This is a genomic window from Peribacillus muralis (assembly GCF_001439925.1).
GTDB lineage: Bacteria > Bacillota > Bacilli > Bacillales > DSM-1321 > Peribacillus > Peribacillus muralis.
Genome location: NZ_LMBV01000017.1, coordinates 16,638 through 35,745 on the forward strand (window position 1 = coordinate 16,638; position 19,108 = coordinate 35,745).

Genomic DNA, 19,108 nt, shown 5'->3' on the forward strand with positions numbered 1-19,108 from the left:
TTTCACCTCGATTCCTCTAATTGTGCGTTGTAAACGGCCATTTGATGGCTAAGTAAAGGTTTTTCCAAAAAGCTTTGCATCATGGACGCTGCCTGGATTAGTTTTTCTTGATTTATTCCTGTTTGAATCCCCATATTATGTAGCATATGAATCAGGTCATCTGTCGCAACATTGCCGCTCGCACCTGGTGCATATGGACAGCCGCCCAAACCACCGAGCGAAGAATCGAACGTGTCGACTCCATACTCCAGTGCTTGGAGAACATTCGCTAAGGCCATGCCCCTTGTATCATGGAAATGAAGTGCAATCCGGCTAAGATCATACCTTTTCACGGCACTTTCAAGGAACGAGGCAACAGCCCTAGGTGAGGCAACCCCAATCGTATCTCCCAGTGAAACCTCACTGATTCCGTAGTCAAACAGTTGGTCACACACCCGAAAGACTTGATCTAGCGATATCTCCCCTTCATATGGACAGCCGAAAACGGTCGAAACATACCCTCTGACCGTTTTTCCACTTTTTGCGGCTGTTCCGATGACATCCTTCATTATTGGCAAGGTATCGGAAATCGTTTTATTGATGTTTTTAAGATTATGGGTTTCACTTGATGACATGAAAACTGAAATTTCATCGATGTCCCCCTCAAGCGCAGCCTCAAGCCCCCTTTCATTCGGGACGAGTGCGGCATAGGTGATATGTGGATTGCGCTTTATTCCCTTTGCCACCTGGACGGCATCGCTCAATTGAGGAATCCACTTCGGGTTTACAAAGGATGTAACTTCTATATAGGAAAGACCTGTTTCAGAGAGTTGATCGATCCAATCAATTTTGCTTTGCGTCGGTACGATGATCTGTTCATTTTGGAGACCGTCCCGCGGACCGACTTCCTTAATCGTCACTTTTTCAGGCCAATTCATTTTATCCCTCCATTCCCTTATTCAATGATAGCCAGTACGTCACCCTCATTCACGAAATCTCCCTCATTCACTTTTAGTTCTTTAATGGTTCCCGCTTCCTCAGCCGCAATCGGGATTTCCATTTTCATCGATTCCAAAATGACGATATCCTGCCCGTCGGTGACACTTTGACCCTCATTCGCGACGATTTTCCATACGCTACCTGCCATGCTTGCTTTTAATTCTGCCATCTTACATTCCTCCTGATCATATATGTTTGATAGTCATGCTCTATACAGTCATTTTTTTAATATATTTATCTATGAAATCCGTAGTCGTATCACCTTTGGAAAAAGCGTCATGTGAGATGATTTCCAAAAGAAGCGGAAGGTTCGTTTTAATGCCTTCTATTTTATACTGGTCCAACGCCTCTCTTAATCTTTCGATGGCTTCATCCCTTGAGTCACCGCTAACCACCAATTTTGCGATCATTGGGTCATAAAAATGAGACACGACGGATGTTCCATGCACCGCCAACTCATGACGGATTCCTTCGCCGGACGGAAGATCCAGGTTTGTGATCGTCCCTGGTGCTGGATAAAACGTTTTTGGATCTTCTGCATATATGCGCACTTCAATGGAATGTCCAGCCTTTTTAATGTCGACTTGCGAGAAATCCAGTTTATTGCCGGATGCGATGTTAATTTGCTGTTCCACCAGATCCAATCCGGTAATTTCTTCAGTGACAGGGTGCTCAACCTGAAGGCGTGTATTCATTTCTAGAAAATAGAAGTTTTTATCTGCATCAACTAAAAATTCAAGTGTACCTGCATTGCTGTATCCGATTGACTTGACCGCCTTAATGGCCGCGAACCCCATTTTATTCCTTGTTTCTTCGTCAAGGAAAGACGAAGGGGCCTCTTCCACGACCTTCTGGTGGCGCCTTTGGACAGAGCATTCCCTTTCCCATAAGTAAACGGCGTTACCAAAGGAATCCGCCAACACCTGGATTTCGATATGTCGCGGTTTTTCTATTAATTTTTCGATGAACATATCGCCATTGCCAAAAAACAATTGGGCACGTTTTTGATTGCCTTCAAATGCCTTCGAAAGCTCATCTTCATTGGATACGGCCTGCATGCCGATCCCACCGCCACCCGCTGCAGCCTTCAACATGACGGGATAACCAATACTTTCGGCAACGGCTGCCGCTTCAGCAGCATCAATTAATGGACGGGAAAACCCTGGAACCAGTGGAAGGCCTGCTTGCTCCATCTTTTTCCGTGCCTCGACTTTATTTCCCATCTGCTGGATGACTTCCGGTTTTGGACCAATGAATATTACACCAGCTTCTTCGCAAGAACGCGCGAAATCTGCATTTTCACTCAAAAATCCATATCCCGGATGAATCGCCTCCACTCCGGTATCTTTAGCGATCTCCAAAATTTTCTTGACGTTTAAATAACTTTCCTGGACTCTCGAGCCGCCCAATGAGTATGCTTCATCCGCTAAGCCTACAAATGGCGCATTTGCATCAGCTTCCGAGTGTACCGCAACCGTGCTTATGCCCATTTTCTTGCATGTTCGAATAATCCGTGACGCAATTTCCCCTCTGTTTGCGATAAGAATTTTTCCAATCATCTCATGCCCTCCTTAGTCAATACGTTCCGTCAGTAGGTCAAGCGTTTGTTGCCGCAGCTTAAATTTTTGGATTTTACCCGATGCGGTCATTGGATAAGCATCGGTGAAATGAATGTGCCGGGGAATCTTATGAAAAGATATTTTCCCCTTGCAATACGTGGCCACTTCCTGCTCCGTCAAGGTTTCCCCCGCTTTCAGGATAATCCATGCCGCCACTTCTTCCCCATACTTTTGGTCAGGGACCCCAAGCACCTGGACATCGACAATGGCCGGATGCTGATAGAGGAATTCTTCTATCTCACGCGGATAAATATTTTCGCCACCACGGATGATCATATCTTTCAGCCTGCCTGTTATCTTGCAATAGCCATTTTCGTCCATGACCGCTAAATCACCCGTATGAAGCCAGCCTTCTCCGTCAATTGCCTGCTCCGTGGCTTCTGGATTATTATAATATCCCTTCATCACATGATAGCCCCTTGAACAAAGCTCCCCCTGCATGCCCCTTTGTACTTCTTCGCCAGTGGCCGGATCGACAATCTTCACTTCCACTTTCGGCAATGCCCTTCCCACTGAAGAAACGCGAAGCTCGACTGGATCATCCGTTCTGGTCATGGTAATGCCAGGAGAGGATTCCGTTTGCCCATACGTAATCGTTATTTCGGACATCCCCATCTTATTGACCACACTTTTCATGACCTCGATCGGACAGGTCGAGCCTGCCATGATCCCAGTCCGCAAAGAACTCAAATCGTATTTGTCGAAATCATCGAGATTAAGTTGCGAAATGAACATGGTCGGAACACCGTGTAGCGACGTACATTTTTCGGCCTCAACGGTTTGAAGGACCATTCGGGGATTGAATTCCACAATGGGCACCATTGTCGCCCCAACAGAAACGGAAGCCATCGAGCCGAGCGAACAGCCGAAACAATGAAAAAGCGGGACAGGGATGCAGAGCCTGTCATCCTTTGTAAGCTTCATGCAATCCGCGACATTCAATCCGTTGTTGACCAGGTTGGAGTGCGTCAACATTACCCCTTTTGGAAATCCTGTCGTCCCTGATGTGTATTGCATATTGATCACATCACCGGGAGCCAATTCCGCCATTCTCCGATCCAGTGCCTCATCTGAAATGGATTGACCTCCATTCATGACGTCTTCCCATGAAAATGTGCCCGGGTAACGTGTTTTGCCTAGAACGATGATGTTTTTCAGTTTTGGCAGTTTCTCAGATTGCAATTTTCCTGGTTTTGCAGTTTTCAATTCAGGTACAATTTCATACAGCGTATCTATATAGGAATGATCCTTGAATTGCTCCATCAGAATAATCGTCGTCGAATCCGATTGCTTAAGCAAATACTCCAGTTCACTAGTACGGTAATTCGTATTGACCGTAACCAATACCCCGCCCATTTTCGCTGTGGAAAATTGGGAAATGAGCCATTCCGGCTTGTTGGACGCCCAGATTGCGATATGTTCCCCTTTTTTAATATCGAGTGACATAAAACCCCTGGCCGCCTGCCGGCAAATTTTTTCGAATTCGCTGTACGTATGGCGGATACCAAGTTCATGGTACACCACCGCTTCATTATCGCCATATTGTTCGGCTGTTCTTTCAAGCAGTTTTCCAATAGTGATATCTAGCAATTCAGACATTAAACTCCTCCTATAAAATAAAAGTAAGAATGACTGCTTTTTACCTAAATTGAAGTTTTACGTTGTTCATTTGCGTACCGGAATGATTAACAGCCTAATTGTCTCGCGATCACGATTCTTTGAATTTCAGAAGTGCCTTCGCCAATTTCCAATAACTTGGCATCTCTTAAATAGCGTTCCACTTCATATTCCCGCATATAGCCGGAACCGCCATGTATTTGAATTGCCTGATTGCTAGCCCGGAACGCGGTCTCACTTGCAAAAAGCTTGGCGTATGCCGCTTCCTTTGCAAACGGTTTTGTATTGTCTTTTAACCATGCCGCCTTATAGACCATATTTCGTGCCAATTCTATTTCCATTGCCATATCCGCAAGCTTGAATTGAATCGCCTGGAAACTTGAAATCGATTTTCCAAATTGAATGCGTTCTTTTGAAAAAGCCAAAGCCTTATCAAAGGCTGCTTGTGCGATACCGACTGCCAACGCGGCAATTGAAATCCTTCCTCCATCCAACGTGAATAAAAACTGCTTGAATCCTTTTTCTGGATCACCCAATAAATTTTCCTTTGGCACTCGGACATTATCCAGAATGATTTCACACGTATTGGAAGCGCGGACGCCCATCTTTTCATAATTGCTATTGATCGTAAGGCCTTTAGCATCGGTTGGCACGATGAATGCCGAGATGATGTTCTTACCCCGTGCATCCTTTCCCGATACTGCGGTGACGGTGATCGTTCTTGAATAGCTAGCATTCGTTATCCATGTTTTCTCACCATTAATCACATATTCATCACCTTCTAATTCGGCAGAGGTTCTCGTACCTCCTGCATCCGAACCAGCATTAGGCTCTGTCAATCCGAATGCTGCAAGCGTTTCACCAGTTGTGATTGGAACAAGATATTTTTGCTTCTGTTCCTCGGTTCCGAAATAATAGATTGGACTTGCCCCAAGTGAAACGGCTGCTGCATAACTTAATCCGGTTCCCCCGCACGCCTTGCCAATCTCTTCAACTGCAATGGCATACGAAATCGTATCGCCGCCGGAACCGCCATATTCTTCAGGGAACGGAATTCCAAGCAATCCGAGTTTGCCCATTTTTTTGAATGCATCCTCAGCGAACATCGACTTTGCATCCAACTCTATCGCAATCGGTTTTATTTCCTTTTGGGCAAATTCCCGAACCATTTCCTTAATCATCTGCTGTTCTTTCGTAAGTGAAAAATCCATATATTCATTCCCCTTTCTATTGAGACCAAGACCGACTAGTTGGTCTGTTTTAATCAAATTTTACTGTTTAATCCACAGCCAATTGGTTAACAAGTAAAAATGGCTGAGCGATTTCCGCTTCTTTTTGTTTATCTGTCAACAATGCGTGCAGAATCAAATCTACGTATATGTCACCTATTTCATCAATACTTTTTCCGCCGTCCCTTTTGTACCATTTGTAGGACCAGTTCACCATGCCTAGAATCGACATCCCGGTAATCTCCACCGGCAATTCGCTGCGGAATACTCCTTTGTCAATCCCATCTTGGATGACAGAAAAAATTATTTCTTTATACATCTGACGCTTTTTTTTGATTTCTTCCACATATGGTGGTTTTAAGTAAATGCTTTCTTGATAGAAAACTGAGATGTGCGGCTGATAGAGGTCAAACACTTTTACGAATGATTGAATGATTTTTTGTATTTTTTCGGTTGGGTGGGTGCTTTCTGAAATCGCTTCCTGTGCTTTTGTTAATACATATGAAATAAAGTAATCATGAATGACAAATAAGAGTTCATCTTTAGAAGAAAAATGGTGATAAAAACCACCCTTACTGGTTCCGCATGCCTTCACGATTTCATTAACGGAGACACCATGGTAGCCATGCTGTTCAAAGAGCGTCAACGATGTTTCGATTATTTTTTCTCTTAACTCCGTAATTCTCCACCCCCTTTTTGTATCCGCTTACATTCAATCCAGTTGTCAAAGACTTGTTATGTATAAACTGGATTTATTTAGATTTTACCAAAAATTTAAAAATTGTCAATTTTTAAATTAAATGAAAAACAGCCCTTTTAATCAAGAGCTGCCTTCTGCTTTCGTTCTGTTTAAAGTGATCCTATCCCTTTTTTTGCTTGTTACCCTTGATTTCCTTTACCTTGGCTTTTACAAGCTTCCATTCATTTTTGTACGTCCAAACCGACTGGATTTCCACTAACGGATCACGTTCATCGGCTCCGCTCACTTTTTGGATTCCGATAAGTCTCTTTCCTTTTCCAAAGACTGACTTAATGTCAAGCGTCGAATATGGATCCACCAACAGCTCGGTCGGTTCGTTCAGCTTTCCGTTTTGATAAATGCCCAATTCATCGTAAGCTTTTTTTCTTGACCGGATATCTACCACGACAGGCCTTTGTCCTTCAATGCTGATTTGGGCCTTATATCCGTCCAGAAATTGCGCCGTTACAGGGACGGATGGTGGGATATCCAGTTCATGCGCTTCACCATCCTTGAATGTATAGGCGTAGCTTGTGACTAAACGCTTGTTGCCTTCCATCAACACCGTAACCAATACGTCCTGCAGTCCATCATTATTCAAGTCCGCTACCTTTAAATCAGGATTATACCCTGCATCTAACGGGACACTGATCGTCCGGCGATTGCTTTCAACACTCAATTCAATTTTCTTCAGAAACTTGCTTCCCGCTTTATATGGCAGCCCCTGAACCTGGATGATATCCATTTTTTGGTCCCCTGTTACATCCCTTTTTGTCGAAATGTAAGTGCCATCAACCTGAAAATTCTTATCATGGGCTTCAACAGCCTGATAGCTCAAAAAGAGTGAAAGAACTAAAACCGCATATTTTAGCAAATTTAACTTTTTCATCGTGATAACCTCTCCTTTCACAGGGTGAACTAATTGGTCATTTGTCTCCGTTTGAACTTACGACGCTGATCCTTCATGAAGATCGACCAGAAATAATAAAAGCCTGGGACCAATATCGCAAAGCCAACGATATATGTGGCAAACACGGCCCTGAATGATGTCGGGTCGGTAAAACCTGAAAGGATCGTGACATTTGGATAGATGATATACGGTAAATGGGCAATTCCATAGACATAACTGCCGATTAAATACTGAATGATAATCGAAACGACGGCAAGGCGCGGCATCCCTTTTACCTCCCGTTTAGAAAAATACGGAAGATACAGAGCTATTCCGGCTAAGACAAAAAAAACAAGTGAAAGAAGTAATAATGCTGAGTTTTTCATCATCTCTACATAGATCCAATTCGCTTCGTTTTTTAATGTAAACATTACCAGCAATGCCATGACTAACATCAGTGGTCCGGTTATCATCGCATCCCTGCGATAGATTTTGTATGCTTTCATCTCATCCGCTTGCTTTGAGTAGTCGGATAGCAACAGCGATGATAAAAAAAGCGTGCTCAATATCCCGAATAGCAAAAAGGCGTATTCATTGGGGCTCGTGAAAAGTTTCGTAAGATTCAGCTCTTCATTCCCCCTCACCCCTTCGAGAAAGCCTAAATGTGTAATAGGCAAGACACTGATTAAAAGTCCTGGGATGATCAAGCCCGTAATTCCTGAAATATACGTTAGCACTTTTTCATATTTGTCTACGCTATGGGAGAACACCAAGAAAGCACTCCTAATACAAAGCAGAACCAAGATGAGGCTTGCTGGAACGATCAAGGCCACTCCTATCGTAAATACCGCACCTGGAAATAAACTGTAAATCGCGATGACAAGACCCACGATAAACGTATTGGTCACTTCCCAAGTTGGCGATAAATAGCTATTCGCTATCTTCGTAGCATTCGTTTCTTCCTTTTTAATGTAAGTCATCGCCCAGAACCCAGCACCAAAGTCCATGGATGCCATGATGGCATAAAGAAAAATAAAGCCCCACACCAGCGTTATGGCAAGAAGAGCATCACTCATTAGCCTTCCTCCTTTTATGAATTGGAATCGAAGAGCCTCACATCTTTTTGTTCGGCTTTGTAAATATCATCACTTATCGAATGTCGTTTGAAATAGTACACCAGTGTAAACACGACTGAAACGCATAACACGATATAGACGATAATGAACATCGTGAACAAAAATCCAAGGTTCTCATATGTCGTGACCGAATCCGCAGTGGTAAGCATCCTGTATATCGTCCAGGGCTGCCTGCCTGTACAAGCAAAAATCCAACCGAATTCAATTGAAATCACCGAGAGCGGCCCTGACGCCACAAACAGCCAGAGAATCCATTTCGGGTAGGTATCCTTTTTCAGCAATTTGCTCCATACCAAAGCAAACAGAGATAAAGCGATTAAACCCGTACCAATAATCACCATACCGTTGAATAGGATATGGACATAAAGCGGCGGCCAATACTCCTCGGGAAAATCATTCAAGCCCGTTACGACCGTATCGAAACTATTGCCTGATAAAAAGCTTAACAACCCAGGAAATTCAATTCCATATTTCACTTCCTGGGCTTCTCGATCGGTATAACCTAATAAGGTAAGACCGGCATGATCCCTCGTTTCAAACAAGCCTTCAGCAGCCGCTAGTTTTTCTGGCTGTTCGCGATACAAATGTTGAGTGGTCGCATGTCCGTTGAGAGCTGTCAAAAAGGAAAAAAACAAACCTAATACGATGCTGAGCTTCAGCGCTTTTTGGTGAAAATTAAATTCAGTGGTTCCGTATTTATTTTTCAACATTTTGTAGGCAGCAACTGCCGCTACGACAAAAGCACCTGTTGCATATGCTGTAAGCGCCGTATGTCCAGCTGTCACCAGGAAGCTTGGATTGAAAAAAGCCGCCCAAGGATCCACATCGACTATTTCCCCATTTTCAAACCGGAATCCGGCTGGCGTCCCTTCAAATGCATGGACATTTGAAATCAAAACAGCCGAAGCCAGCGCTCCGAATGCGACAAAGAACAAGCTCACGATGCGTGCCCAAGGCTTGATCTTTTCAGCTGCATACACATAAATTGACATGAACAACGCTTCAACCATGAATGCATAAATCTCGATTTGGAACGGAAGAGCCATCACTCGGCCAATCACTTCCATGAATCCAGGCCATAACAGTGATAGTTGGACACCAGCGATCGTACCAGTCGGGATTCCCACTCCAAGTAACACCGCTAATGTTTTCGTCCAGCGTTTAGCCATGACAACATACTGTAAATCCTTTGTTCTTTGATACATCAATTCTGCCGCCAACATCATTAGCGGCAACCCGACGCCTATCGTCGCAAATATGATATGTACAGCCATATTCGTCCCGAACATTGCACGGGCAATTTGTAAATGATCCATACTTTCTTCCTTTCCAACCTTTGTCTCTTGGTAGTATCTCCGCTGAAAAGGAAAATATTTAATAAAATTCCACAAACTAAATTTTGATAGGTTTCAGTAGTAGGAGATGCTTAGCTGATATGTTTTTGAGGAATGTAAGTATCCTATATTCTAACGAGGTTATTGTTGATATATATAAATGATGATTTTCTTCTATTAATGTAAGGTGAAAATGGACTGCCGTTTTAATGACCTCCTTGATGTTCCTTAATTGCTGATTTTCGTCACCTACTTGAACAAATAATCAAGATCCTTCATAAACTGTGAACTCTTTAGAATATGATAGCGTAAATCCCCTTTAGAAAGACACATTCAGAGAGGAGCGTAACAATTTGGCCTTTTCAAACGATCCGCTTTCACCCGATCAAATGCTCGCTGTCATCAAAAATGGACTTGGTCCCTCCCACACTCCCAAGAAGATCATTATCATTGGGGCCGGCATATCTGGTTTAGTTGCCGCGTCCCTTTTAAAAGAAGCAGGGCACGAAATAACGATATTGGAAGCAACTGCGAGGCTCGGCGGGCGCATATTGACTATGAGAGGACCATTTTTTGATGATGCCTATTTCGAGGCTGGTGCGATGCGCATCCCGAACTATCACTATTTGGTTGCTGAATATATTAAGAAATACCAATTACGAACGATTTCATTTGTGAATTCGACTCCAAATGACCCCATTTATGCTAATAACATCAAGACGACAGCTGCCATTTATCAACGAAACCCGGATATATTGAGATATCCGGTAGCACCACATGAAAAAGGGAAAACAGCCGAAGAATTACTCAATATGGCGATTAAACCAGTGACGGATTTCATCAATCAAGATCCGATTAATAATTGGGGCATCGTCATTAGAGAATTCGATAAATACTCGATGAGCTTCTTTTTGCAGTACAATCCAGTAGGAATCAGCCTTTCCACTGGAGCAATAGAAAGCATAAAGGTCCTTTTAGGCTTGGAAGGATTCCCGGAGCTTTCTTTTCCTGCCATACTTCGTGAGCTAATGCCGCTCTTTAACCCGGACCTCGATTTTTATGCAATCGAGGGCGGCAATGATCGGCTTCCTTATGCTTTTTTACCCGAATTAAAGGAAAATCTAAAATTCAATCATCAAGTGACAAAAATCATTCAACAGAAAAATCAAGTCACCATTCATTCTAAACATACTCAAAGCAAAACACCCTTTACGATAACCGGAGACCTTGCCATCGTGACGATTCCCCTTCAATTATTATCCTTTATCGAGATTGAGCCACGGAATTCCTTTTCGCATAATAAGTGGAAGGCAATCAGGGAGCTCCATTATGCTGCATCGACAAAAATCGGGCTTCAATTCAGGCAACGGTTTTGGGAAAGGGAAGGAATCTTCGGCGGGAAATTGTCGACCGATCTTCCCATCAGGTTTGGTTATTACCCTAATCAACTGATTAACCGAAGTGAATCCGGGCTCCTCGTTGCTAGTTATACATGGGAAGATGATGCCACATTATGGGATATACTCCCTGAGGAAGATCGTATCCAAAACGCTTTAAAAAATCTGGAAAAGGTCCATGGAAATCAAGTGTACGACCAATTTTTAACCGGCGTTTCCTATAGCTGGACCTTGAATCAGTATGCCTATGGTGCTTTTTCCATGTTCAAACCTGGTCAGGAAATGGACCTGTTCCCATATATCCCCACCCCTGAAGGGAGGGTCCACTTCGCCGGGGAGCATACCTCAACGGCGCCAGCCTGGATCGAAGGAGGAATCCAATCCGGGATAAGGGTTGCACATGAAGTGACCAACCTACCAAGGACTTTTAACCGCTAACCCATTCCCTTTCCATTCACAGTGATACTAATCGACAAGCTGCACAAACAATTTGCATATGAGTCGCATTAGTGGCCTTTAAAATCTCGCACGATGGACAGAGAAAACAACTAACCTATCATCGTCCACATCATTCTTGCTTGTCCCTGCTAATGTACGAGGATTTTTTTTGCTTCTCGTTTTAAAATGGTTAATCTGTCATTTAATTGCAAATGCTACTCTTCATAAGCATGAGTTATGAGGTGACAACATTGTTTAACCGGAAAAAGTCCAAACAAAGCAGCACACAACAAACGGATAAGGATGAAGGCGTCCATGGAGTTTCCGAAGTGCGCGATCTATTTAATACTCTGTCTTCATCCTATGATTTCATAAACCATCAAGGTACATATAATGGCGTAGGGTATTGGGTATCGTATTATCGTTCTTTAATTGATGCACAAGAGCTTCACAAAAGTGTGCTTTCGGTAATACCAAGCTTGGAAAAAATCAATTTGGGGCAAATGAGAGAAAGCATCCCAATCGAAGATACGCTCATCACCAGTACGAGAACTGTGATCGAAGATAGAATCATGAGAGGGCATATCGCCATTCGATTAGATGCAAACCTTGATGAGTGTTTGTTGATTAATGTTGTTGCCCAACATGGGCGGCAAGTAGATAAACCCGAGCTCGAATTTGGAATCATAAGCCCACAGGAGGCTTTTGTCGAGGATATCGATATCAATCTTAACCTCGTCAGAAAAAGGCTGCCCGTACCCAGTTTGCAAGTAACTGAATTGACTGTGGGTACTTTATCGAAAACGAAAGTGGCGGTCTTGGCGATAGAAGGTATCGTTGACAAGGAAAATGTCGACACTGTCGTCAAGCGCATCAGTGAAATAGATTTTGATGAAATCTTGGACGGTTCTCATCTTGCGCAAATGCTTTACGATGATACGAATACCTTGTTCCCCCTTTTCCTATATACGGAAAGACCCGATCGCATCGCAAGTGCATTGGCTGAAGGGAAAGTAGCGATGATCGTTGATAGGTCTTCATCCGCCTTGATTGCCCCAACCATTTTGTTGGAGTACTTTATAACGATGGAAGATTATAATATGCCATGGGTTCCTGCTTCGGCATTTCGTTTATTGAGGATTTTCGCGGTCATTTTTTCGATATTCGCGACACCGCTTTATGTAGCTGTCCTGACGTACCATTATGAACTGATTCCTAAAGATCTTTTGGAAACGATCGTCACTTCAAGGAATTTGATCCCTTTCCAGCCATTGATTGAAGCGTTATTCTTAGAAATTTCCATTGAGCTATTGCGGGAGGCGGCCGCCAGGCTTCCGACAAAGGTTGGTCAAACATTGGGTATCGTCGGCGGTATCGTTATCGGACAGGCCGCCGTTGTTGCCGGACTGACGAGCAATATCTTGTTGATCATCGTCGCTTTATCGGCACTGGCATCCTTTGTAACCCCGATTTATAAAATGGGCAATGCCATCCGGTTACTGCGGTTCCCTTTTTTAGTCGGGGCCCAAATTTGGGGGCTGCTCGGAATTACCATTTCGGCCGTGTTTTTAATGACACACCTTATTAAATTGACATCGATGGGACACCCGTACCTTGAGCCGATATATCCCTTCCACATAAAGGATTGGAAAGATAGCTTCGTGCGGCTTCCTTTTACTTTTTTTAAATCGCGACCAGTCAATTTACGGACAGAGGATACAACAAGGCAATCAAAGCCGAAAAAAAGCAAGAGAAAAACTAATGATTTTAATGAATGATTGTAATGAGGCGCCTCTATGAACCAAACTGATGTAAACGAAAAATATATGGTAGCACCCTTCTATGTGTTTTTTTTAGTTCATTCGATGCAAACCGGAATCGGTGTGCTCAGCTTCCAAAGAATTTTAGCAAAGTCGACAGGAACGGATGGCTGGATTTCAATACTCTTGGCAGGATTGATTGTCCATTCCCTGATATGGGTGATATACAAGATTTTCAGTATGGTTCCTGGTGATATTTTAAGCGTCAATCATCATGCTTTCGGGAAATGGGGCGGGAACCTCTTCAGCTTGCTTTTCATCGCTTACTTTTTGGTTCTCGGATCGACGGTCATGGTCAGCTACATTCAGATCATACATGTCTGGATGTTTGAAGAAGTTCCTGCTTGGTCGTTTTCGCTAGTCTTCCTCATCCTGATTTACTATATAAATACCGGAGGATTCCGTACGATTACCGGGATTGCCTTTTTGAGTGTGATGATGACCTTTTGGCTTGCATTCGTTCTCTTTTATGCCATGAAATACTCAGAATTCACCAATTTACTGCCGGTTTTCGACCACTCTCTCTTGGATATTTGGACAGGTACGAAACATAGTGCATTATCGATGATTGGATTTGAACTGATCCTGATGTTCTACCCTTTCATCAAAGATGCGAAAGCTTCTCAAAAATATGCTCATGGAGGGGCTTTGACGACAACGTTGATCACCGTAATCGTTTATTTGGTTTCACTCGTTTTTTATTCGCAGAATCAGTTGGTTTTGAACATATGGCCGACCCTCACCATGACTAGCATCGTAGAATTGGCCTTTATCCAAAGATTTGAATATATATATGTTTCTTGGTGGGCCATCGTCATCATACCGAACATAACCATCTCCTTGTGGGCTGCCAGCAGGGGGTTCAAGCGTTTATTCAATGTCCAGCAAAAGTACCCGTTATGGGGGATGTCCCTCATTATTCTGATCATCAACATATTCTTTTTCGATGTAGATTCATTGAATATATTGGAGAAAATCATCAATCCCTACGGGGTGCTCTTCCTTGTTTCATACCTGCCTCTTCTTTTGGTCATCATCTATATTAAGAAAAAGAGGAACCGATTATGAGAAAATTATTTCCTATTATCTTGACTTGTACCATTCTATGCAGCTGTGCCCAGCCTCGAGTGGTTGACGAAGTTAATATGTCCCAGGCAATCGGCTACGATATATTGGAAAATGACCGGATTGAAGGGATGTTCGTCATTCCTATCTTCCAACAAGAACAAATGGGTAAATATCAAATCTTGTCAGGAACGTCATCGACGACGAGTGATGTTCAAGCTGCCGTTTCCAAAAAAGCAGACAAAACGGTGTTGCTAGGACAGACCCGCATCGTGTTATTCAGTGAAAAAATCGTTCATAAAATCGGGATGACAGAACTGACCGATTATCTTTATCGTGAGCCCCAGCTTGGTAATAGGGTTCTTCTCGTCATCGTCGAAGGAAACGTCAAAAATGTCATCAATATAAAACCCCCAAATTCATATGTGAATATCGGGATATATTTATCGAATTTAATAAATCAACAAAATGAAACAGGGAACGGACCGGATACCAACCTCCACCTTTTTCTAGGGGATTCCTTGGAAGATGGCGGTGATGCTTATCTTCCAATAATAAAAAAACGTGGTAAGGACGTGGCCGTTTCCGGTGTTGCCCTGTTTCATGAAAATAAGATCGTCAATAAAGTGCAATCAAAGGATATGTTCGTTTTCAAGACTTTAGTTCAACATCATCGAAGGGGCGTATATAAGTTCAAATTAAATGACAAGAAGAAGAGTGATATCGTAGTGGAAAGCATCCGAAGCGGGACAAAATATGATGTATCCGGCTCAGAGAGTCATCCATCAATAAGGATAAAACTCAAAATAAAAGGGCAAATAAAGGAGTCAATGAGAAGTGATAATCTTACGAATAGAAAAATGATCAAAAAAATCGAGCAGGATATGGAAGCCGACATTACGAAACAGGCAACCAGGCTAATTAAGGATTTTCAGAAAAGAAATATTGACCCGCTTGGCTTAAAGGAAAAATTCCACGCCAAAAATAAAAGAATGACGTATGAACGATGGAAAGGCATGTATCCAAACATGGACATTCGTGTAGAGGCCAAAACTGACATCCTTCAAACTGGGGTTTCGGAATGAATGAAAAAAATATATATCGGAACAAAAACGAGACAGGGTTGCATTCCCGCCTCGTTCTTGTTGTTTCAATCAATCATGAAAATTCGTTCCATCCGTCACTTCTTTGACGATCCCTGCACGGATGACAAAGTCACCGAAATGCTCTTCGTCATGTCGTTCTTTAGCATAACGGGAAAGCAGGACATGCAGATCTTTTAAAATCTCTGCTTCGCCGATGTTTTCACGGTACATTTTACTTAACCGGCTACCATCAAAGGCAGCACCTAGATACATATTGTACTTGCCAGGTGCCTTCCCGATAAAACCGATTTCTCCGAGTGCATGACGGGCACAGCCATTCGGGCAACCGGTCATGCGTATCGTGATTTCTTCCTCGCGCAGTCCGATTTCATCAACGATGGTCTCGACTTTATCAAGTAAAACCGGCAAATAACGTTCCGCCTCGGCCATTGCCAGCCCGCATGTTGGAAGCGATACGCAAGCGATCGAGCTTCGACGGAGAGCTGAATGGTGTGCCCCATCCGTCAGGCCGTATGTTTCGAGCAAATCAGTGATTTTTTTCTTTTTCTCGCTCGATACATCAGCAATGATCAAGTTTTGATTGGCCGTCAGCCTGTAATCCCCCGTATGAATCTTAGCGATTTCACGTAAACCTGTCATCAGTTTGTAATCGTTATAATCGGCAATTCGGCCACCTTCGACAAACAGGGTAAAATGCCACTTTCCACGTAAGCCCTTCACCCAGCCGTAGCGGTCACCGTTATTGTCAAAATGATACGCCTTCGCTTCGTCCAAGCTCCAACCAAGGCGATTTTCCAATTCAACCTTTACCTGTTCCAGCCCAAGGCGGTCAACGGTATATTTGAACCGTGCATTTTTCCGGACGGAACGATTACCGAAATCACGCTGAATCGTAATGATCTTCTCCGCCACATCAAGGATTCGCTCAGGCCTACAAAAGCCAATGACTTTGGCTAACTGGGGATAGGTCGCCTTGTCCCCATGGGTCATTCCCATTCCGCCCCCGATTGCCACATTGAACCCAACGAGTTTTCCACTTTCAACAATCGCTATGAAGCCTAGATCCTGGGAATAGACATCTATATCATTTGATGGAGGGACTGCAATGCCTATTTTAAACTTCCTTGGCAAATAAAGCGGCCCATACATCGGTTCGACATCCTCCATTTCAGGAGTGCCGACAACTTTTTCTTCATCCAGCCAGATCTCATGGTACGCCCTTGTACGTGGCAATAAATAATCACTCAATTTTTTCGACCATTCGTATACTTCGGAATGGATTTCTGATTGAAACGGTATCGAATTGCACATCACATTCCGATTGACATCACCACATGCGGCAATTGTATCGAGCATGGAAGCATGGATTTCCTGAATCGTTTTTTTCATATTCCATTTCAAAATGCCATGCATCTGAAAGGTCTGTCTTGTCGTCAATTTCAAGGTACCGTTTCCGTATTTTTGGGCAAGGTCATCCATGACCAGCCATTGTGATGGCAACGCAACCCCGCCCGCCATGCGCACGCGCAGCATGAACTGAAAGGCAGGTTCAAGTTTTTGTTTTTGACGCTCATTGCGAAGGTCCCGATCATCCTGCAAATAGCTGCCATGATGTTTCATCAGGCGATTATCATCGTCTGGAATACCGGCGCTAATGCGATCTAGCATCACCTCTTCAAGTGTGCCCCGCAAATAGTTGCTTCTTTCTTTTATTTGCTCAACATCACTTGGCGGTCCTTCAGGTGCTTGTAATAGTCGGTTCACCATGTTGTTATCTCCTTTTCATCGATAGTTTCAGTACACATCACGTTGATAGCGTTTATTCTGCTGCATTTCATCTAGGTAAGCTTGCGCATCGGCATGGCTCATCCGGCCTTCTTTTTCAATGATCTCGATTAAAGTATGATGGACATCATGTGCCATGTTTTTCTCATCGCCGCAAATGTATAGCGCTGCCCCGTCCTGCAGCCATTGGAATAACTCTCCGCTTTGCTCGGTCATCCGGTTTTGAACATACACTTTTTCGTCCGTGTCGCGCGAAAAGGCAACATCCATCTTCGTAAGCGCACCTGTTTCCAGCCACTTTTGCCATTCAGTCTGATAAAGGAAATCCGTAACAAAATGCTGATCGCCGAAAAAGAGCCATGTTTTCCCTCTCGCTTCCGTTTCTTCTCTCTCCTGAATGAACGATCTGAATGGGGCTACTCCTGTACCTGGCCCAATCATGATTATTGGTGTATTCTCATCAACGGGCTGCTTGAAGTTTTGGTTATGCTGAATGTATACGGGCAGCTTGTCACCTGGTTGTAATCGATCCGCACATAAAATCGAGCAGACACCCTTTCTTTCCCGCCCATGGCTTTCATACCGCACAGCTCCAATTGTCAAATGCACTTCATCCGGATAAGCGGATAAGCTACTTGCAATCGAATATAGACGAGCCGGCATTTTTCTAAGGATGGAGACGAATTCTTGCGCCGACTCTCCCCACGAACCAAAATCACGGACAAAATCAAGTAAATCACGGCCTTCACGATATTTCTTTAGTTTTTCTTCATTTCCAGGCAATACTAGCGACTTTAAATCCTCATTGGCTGAAATCCGGGCCGCCTGTTCAAGTAGCGACTTTGTTAGAACGGTTATTTCAAAACTTGCGATGAGCGCTTCCCGGAACGGAAGAAGGTCTCCCTGCTTGTTGACCTTCACCATTTCTTCTGGATTCCAATTGAGTTCATGAAGAAGCATATCCACTAAAGCTGAATCATTTAGCGGATAAATGCCAATACTATCCCCCGGTTCAAATGTAAGTCCCGAGCCTTCAAGCGATAACTCAAGATGGCGTGTCTCTTTATTGGAGCCACGACCGTTCAAGTTGATATTTTCCAGTACTTCCGCTTTAAACGGATTTGTTCGGGAATACGTTTTTTCACCTATTGGCGCTTTCTGTTCGTTGGCGGGTGCAACAAAGTTCCCTTGCACCGTGCTTAAGCTGGAAACGACACCTTCGAGCCATTCTGCAGCGGGTTCATCATAATCAAGGTCACAGTCCATTCGCGGAAAAAGCCGAGTGGCGCCAAGTTCTTCCAAGCGTGTATCGAATTGTTTTCCGGTTTCACAGAAAAATTCATAAGAGCTGTCACCAAGCGCCAATACGGAAAAGCGGAGATCATCAAGTCTGGACGCCCTCCTGCCATGAAGGAACTCGTGAAAAGATATCGTGTTATCTGGTGGGTCGCCCTCACCATGCGTGCTAACGAAAATAAGAAGATTCTCGACTTTTTTTAACTGATTCACCTTATAGTCACTCATCGATGAAATCGTTACATGAAAGCCTTTATCCTTAAGCATTCTTGCCGCTTTCTCTGCCAATCCTTGCGCATTTCCAGTCTGTGAACCATAAAGGATGGTAATTTCTTTTGATACCGTCTTGGCATCTGGTTCAGTTGCCACCACCGATACTGATGCTGTGTCTGGATTGGAAACTGACAAAGACGCAGCCAGATAACCGCTCAGCCAAACTTTTTGGTTTTCTGTCAAGCTAGGCAGGAGATTGTTAAGAAGCTCTGCCTGTTCATGATTAAAAGGACTGTTACTTACCTGAAGTTGCACGATTTCCACCTCACAAAGGAATATAAACTTATCTTAGTAACTTCTAATGTAGTAAAAACTTCATTCACTCCATGAACTGAATTAAATCACTTACTCCTATAGATCAAGTCGGTTTTATATGCAAAAAATTTA

15 protein-coding genes are annotated in these 19,108 nt (G+C 43.5%); 4 read left to right on the forward strand and 11 right to left on the reverse strand.

All coding sequences use genetic code 11. The features are described from left to right. Window positions 1–2 precede the first annotated feature (2 nt). From ASU00_RS17630 to ASU00_RS17670, 9 genes are all read right to left on the reverse strand, one after another. Window positions 3–917, reverse strand: coding sequence for a hydroxymethylglutaryl-CoA lyase (locus ASU00_RS17630; RefSeq protein ID WP_057914797.1), 915 nt, complete (start codon window positions 915–917; stop codon window positions 3–5). Between the two features lie 17 nt (window positions 918–934). Then, window positions 935–1,147 (reverse strand): acetyl-CoA carboxylase biotin carboxyl carrier protein subunit, encoded by a 213-nt coding sequence (locus ASU00_RS17635; protein ID WP_057914798.1) that lies wholly within the window; start codon window positions 1,145–1,147, stop codon window positions 935–937. Between the two features lie 40 nt (window positions 1,148–1,187). Further along, complete coding sequence (locus tag ASU00_RS17640) at window positions 1,188–2,537, reverse strand: acetyl-CoA carboxylase biotin carboxylase subunit (RefSeq protein WP_057914799.1); 1,350 nt, start codon at window positions 2,535–2,537, stop codon at window positions 1,188–1,190. A 12-nt stretch (window positions 2,538–2,549) separates the two neighbouring features. Continuing rightward, entirely contained in the window at window positions 2,550–4,187 is a 1,638-nt protein-coding gene (locus ASU00_RS17645; RefSeq protein WP_057914847.1) for an AMP-binding protein, read from the reverse strand. Window positions 4,188–4,282: 95 nt separating this feature from the next. After that, window positions 4,283–5,425, reverse strand: coding sequence for an acyl-CoA dehydrogenase family protein (locus ASU00_RS17650; RefSeq protein ID WP_057914800.1), 1,143 nt, complete (start codon window positions 5,423–5,425; stop codon window positions 4,283–4,285). A 67-nt stretch (window positions 5,426–5,492) separates the two neighbouring features. Then, the gene (locus ASU00_RS17655; protein ID WP_057914801.1) at window positions 5,493–6,125 is read right to left on the reverse strand and encodes a TetR/AcrR family transcriptional regulator; all 633 of its coding nucleotides are present in this window, start codon (window positions 6,123–6,125) and stop codon (window positions 5,493–5,495) included. Between the two features lie 178 nt (window positions 6,126–6,303). Continuing rightward, a complete protein-coding gene (locus ASU00_RS17660) occupies window positions 6,304–7,071 on the reverse strand; it encodes a hypothetical protein (RefSeq protein ID WP_057914802.1) in 768 nt (255 codons plus the stop codon). A 29-nt stretch (window positions 7,072–7,100) separates the two neighbouring features. Further along, window positions 7,101–8,147 (reverse strand): cytochrome d ubiquinol oxidase subunit II, encoded by a 1,047-nt coding sequence (locus tag ASU00_RS17665; RefSeq protein WP_057914803.1) that lies wholly within the window; start codon window positions 8,145–8,147, stop codon window positions 7,101–7,103. Window positions 8,148–8,161: 14 nt separating this feature from the next. After that, window positions 8,162–9,523, reverse strand: coding sequence for a cytochrome ubiquinol oxidase subunit I (locus tag ASU00_RS17670; RefSeq protein WP_057914804.1), 1,362 nt, complete (start codon window positions 9,521–9,523; stop codon window positions 8,162–8,164). A 407-nt stretch (window positions 9,524–9,930) separates the two neighbouring features. On the opposite strand from ASU00_RS17670, the gene ASU00_RS17675 reads away from it, so the two are divergent. From ASU00_RS17675 to ASU00_RS17690, 4 genes are all read left to right on the forward strand, one after another. Then, window positions 9,931–11,376, forward strand: a complete 1,446-nt coding sequence (locus ASU00_RS17675; protein ID WP_057914848.1) for a flavin monoamine oxidase family protein — start codon at window positions 9,931–9,933, stop codon at window positions 11,374–11,376. 251 nt (window positions 11,377–11,627) lie between these two features. Then, entirely contained in the window at window positions 11,628–13,154 is a 1,527-nt protein-coding gene (locus ASU00_RS17680) for a spore germination protein (RefSeq protein WP_236712767.1), read from the forward strand. Window positions 13,155–13,172: 18 nt separating this feature from the next. Beyond that, complete coding sequence (locus tag ASU00_RS17685; RefSeq protein ID WP_057914805.1) at window positions 13,173–14,264, forward strand: GerAB/ArcD/ProY family transporter; 1,092 nt, start codon at window positions 13,173–13,175, stop codon at window positions 14,262–14,264. Next, window positions 14,261–15,346 (forward strand): Ger(x)C family spore germination protein, encoded by a 1,086-nt coding sequence (locus ASU00_RS17690; protein ID WP_057914806.1) that lies wholly within the window; start codon window positions 14,261–14,263, stop codon window positions 15,344–15,346. Before ASU00_RS17685 ends, ASU00_RS17690 begins: the two co-directional genes overlap by 4 nt. A gap of 69 nt (window positions 15,347–15,415) precedes the next feature. Here the strand turns inward: ASU00_RS17690 and cysI are convergent, their stop codons facing one another. Both cysI and ASU00_RS17700 read right to left on the reverse strand, forming a co-directional pair. After that, the gene (gene cysI / locus ASU00_RS17695) at window positions 15,416–17,134 is read right to left on the reverse strand and encodes an assimilatory sulfite reductase (NADPH) hemoprotein subunit (protein ID WP_057914807.1); all 1,719 of its coding nucleotides are present in this window, start codon (window positions 17,132–17,134) and stop codon (window positions 15,416–15,418) included. 27 nt (window positions 17,135–17,161) lie between these two features. Beyond that, window positions 17,162–18,976 (reverse strand): assimilatory sulfite reductase (NADPH) flavoprotein subunit, encoded by a 1,815-nt coding sequence (locus ASU00_RS17700; protein ID WP_057914808.1) that lies wholly within the window; start codon window positions 18,974–18,976, stop codon window positions 17,162–17,164. Window positions 18,977–19,108 lie beyond the last annotated feature (132 nt).

Coding starts and splice junctions, on each gene's coding strand:
- ASU00_RS17630 (WP_057914797.1), bottom strand. CDS start 917: ATGAATTGGCCTGAAAAAGTGACGATTAAGGAAGTCGGTCCGCGGGAC.
- ASU00_RS17635 (WP_057914798.1), bottom strand. CDS start 1,147: ATGGCAGAATTAAAAGCAAGCATGGCAGGTAGCGTATGGAAAATCGTC.
- ASU00_RS17640 (WP_057914799.1), bottom strand. CDS start 2,537: ATGATTGGAAAAATTCTTATCGCAAACAGAGGGGAAATTGCGTCACGG.
- ASU00_RS17650 (WP_057914800.1), bottom strand. CDS start 5,425: ATGGATTTTTCACTTACGAAAGAACAGCAGATGATTAAGGAAATGGTT.
- ASU00_RS17660 (WP_057914802.1), bottom strand. CDS start 7,071: ATGAAAAAGTTAAATTTGCTAAAATATGCGGTTTTAGTTCTTTCACTC.
- ASU00_RS17665 (WP_057914803.1), bottom strand. CDS start 8,147: ATGAGTGATGCTCTTCTTGCCATAACGCTGGTGTGGGGCTTTATTTTT.
- ASU00_RS17670 (WP_057914804.1), bottom strand. CDS start 9,523: ATGGATCATTTACAAATTGCCCGTGCAATGTTCGGGACGAATATGGCT.
- ASU00_RS17675 (WP_057914848.1), top strand. CDS start 9,931: ATGCTCGCTGTCATCAAAAATGGACTTGGTCCCTCCCACACTCCCAAG.
- ASU00_RS17685 (WP_057914805.1), top strand. CDS start 13,173: ATGAACCAAACTGATGTAAACGAAAAATATATGGTAGCACCCTTCTAT.
- ASU00_RS17690 (WP_057914806.1), top strand. CDS start 14,261: ATGAGAAAATTATTTCCTATTATCTTGACTTGTACCATTCTATGCAGC.
- cysI (WP_057914807.1), bottom strand. CDS start 17,134: ATGGTGAACCGACTATTACAAGCACCTGAAGGACCGCCAAGTGATGTT.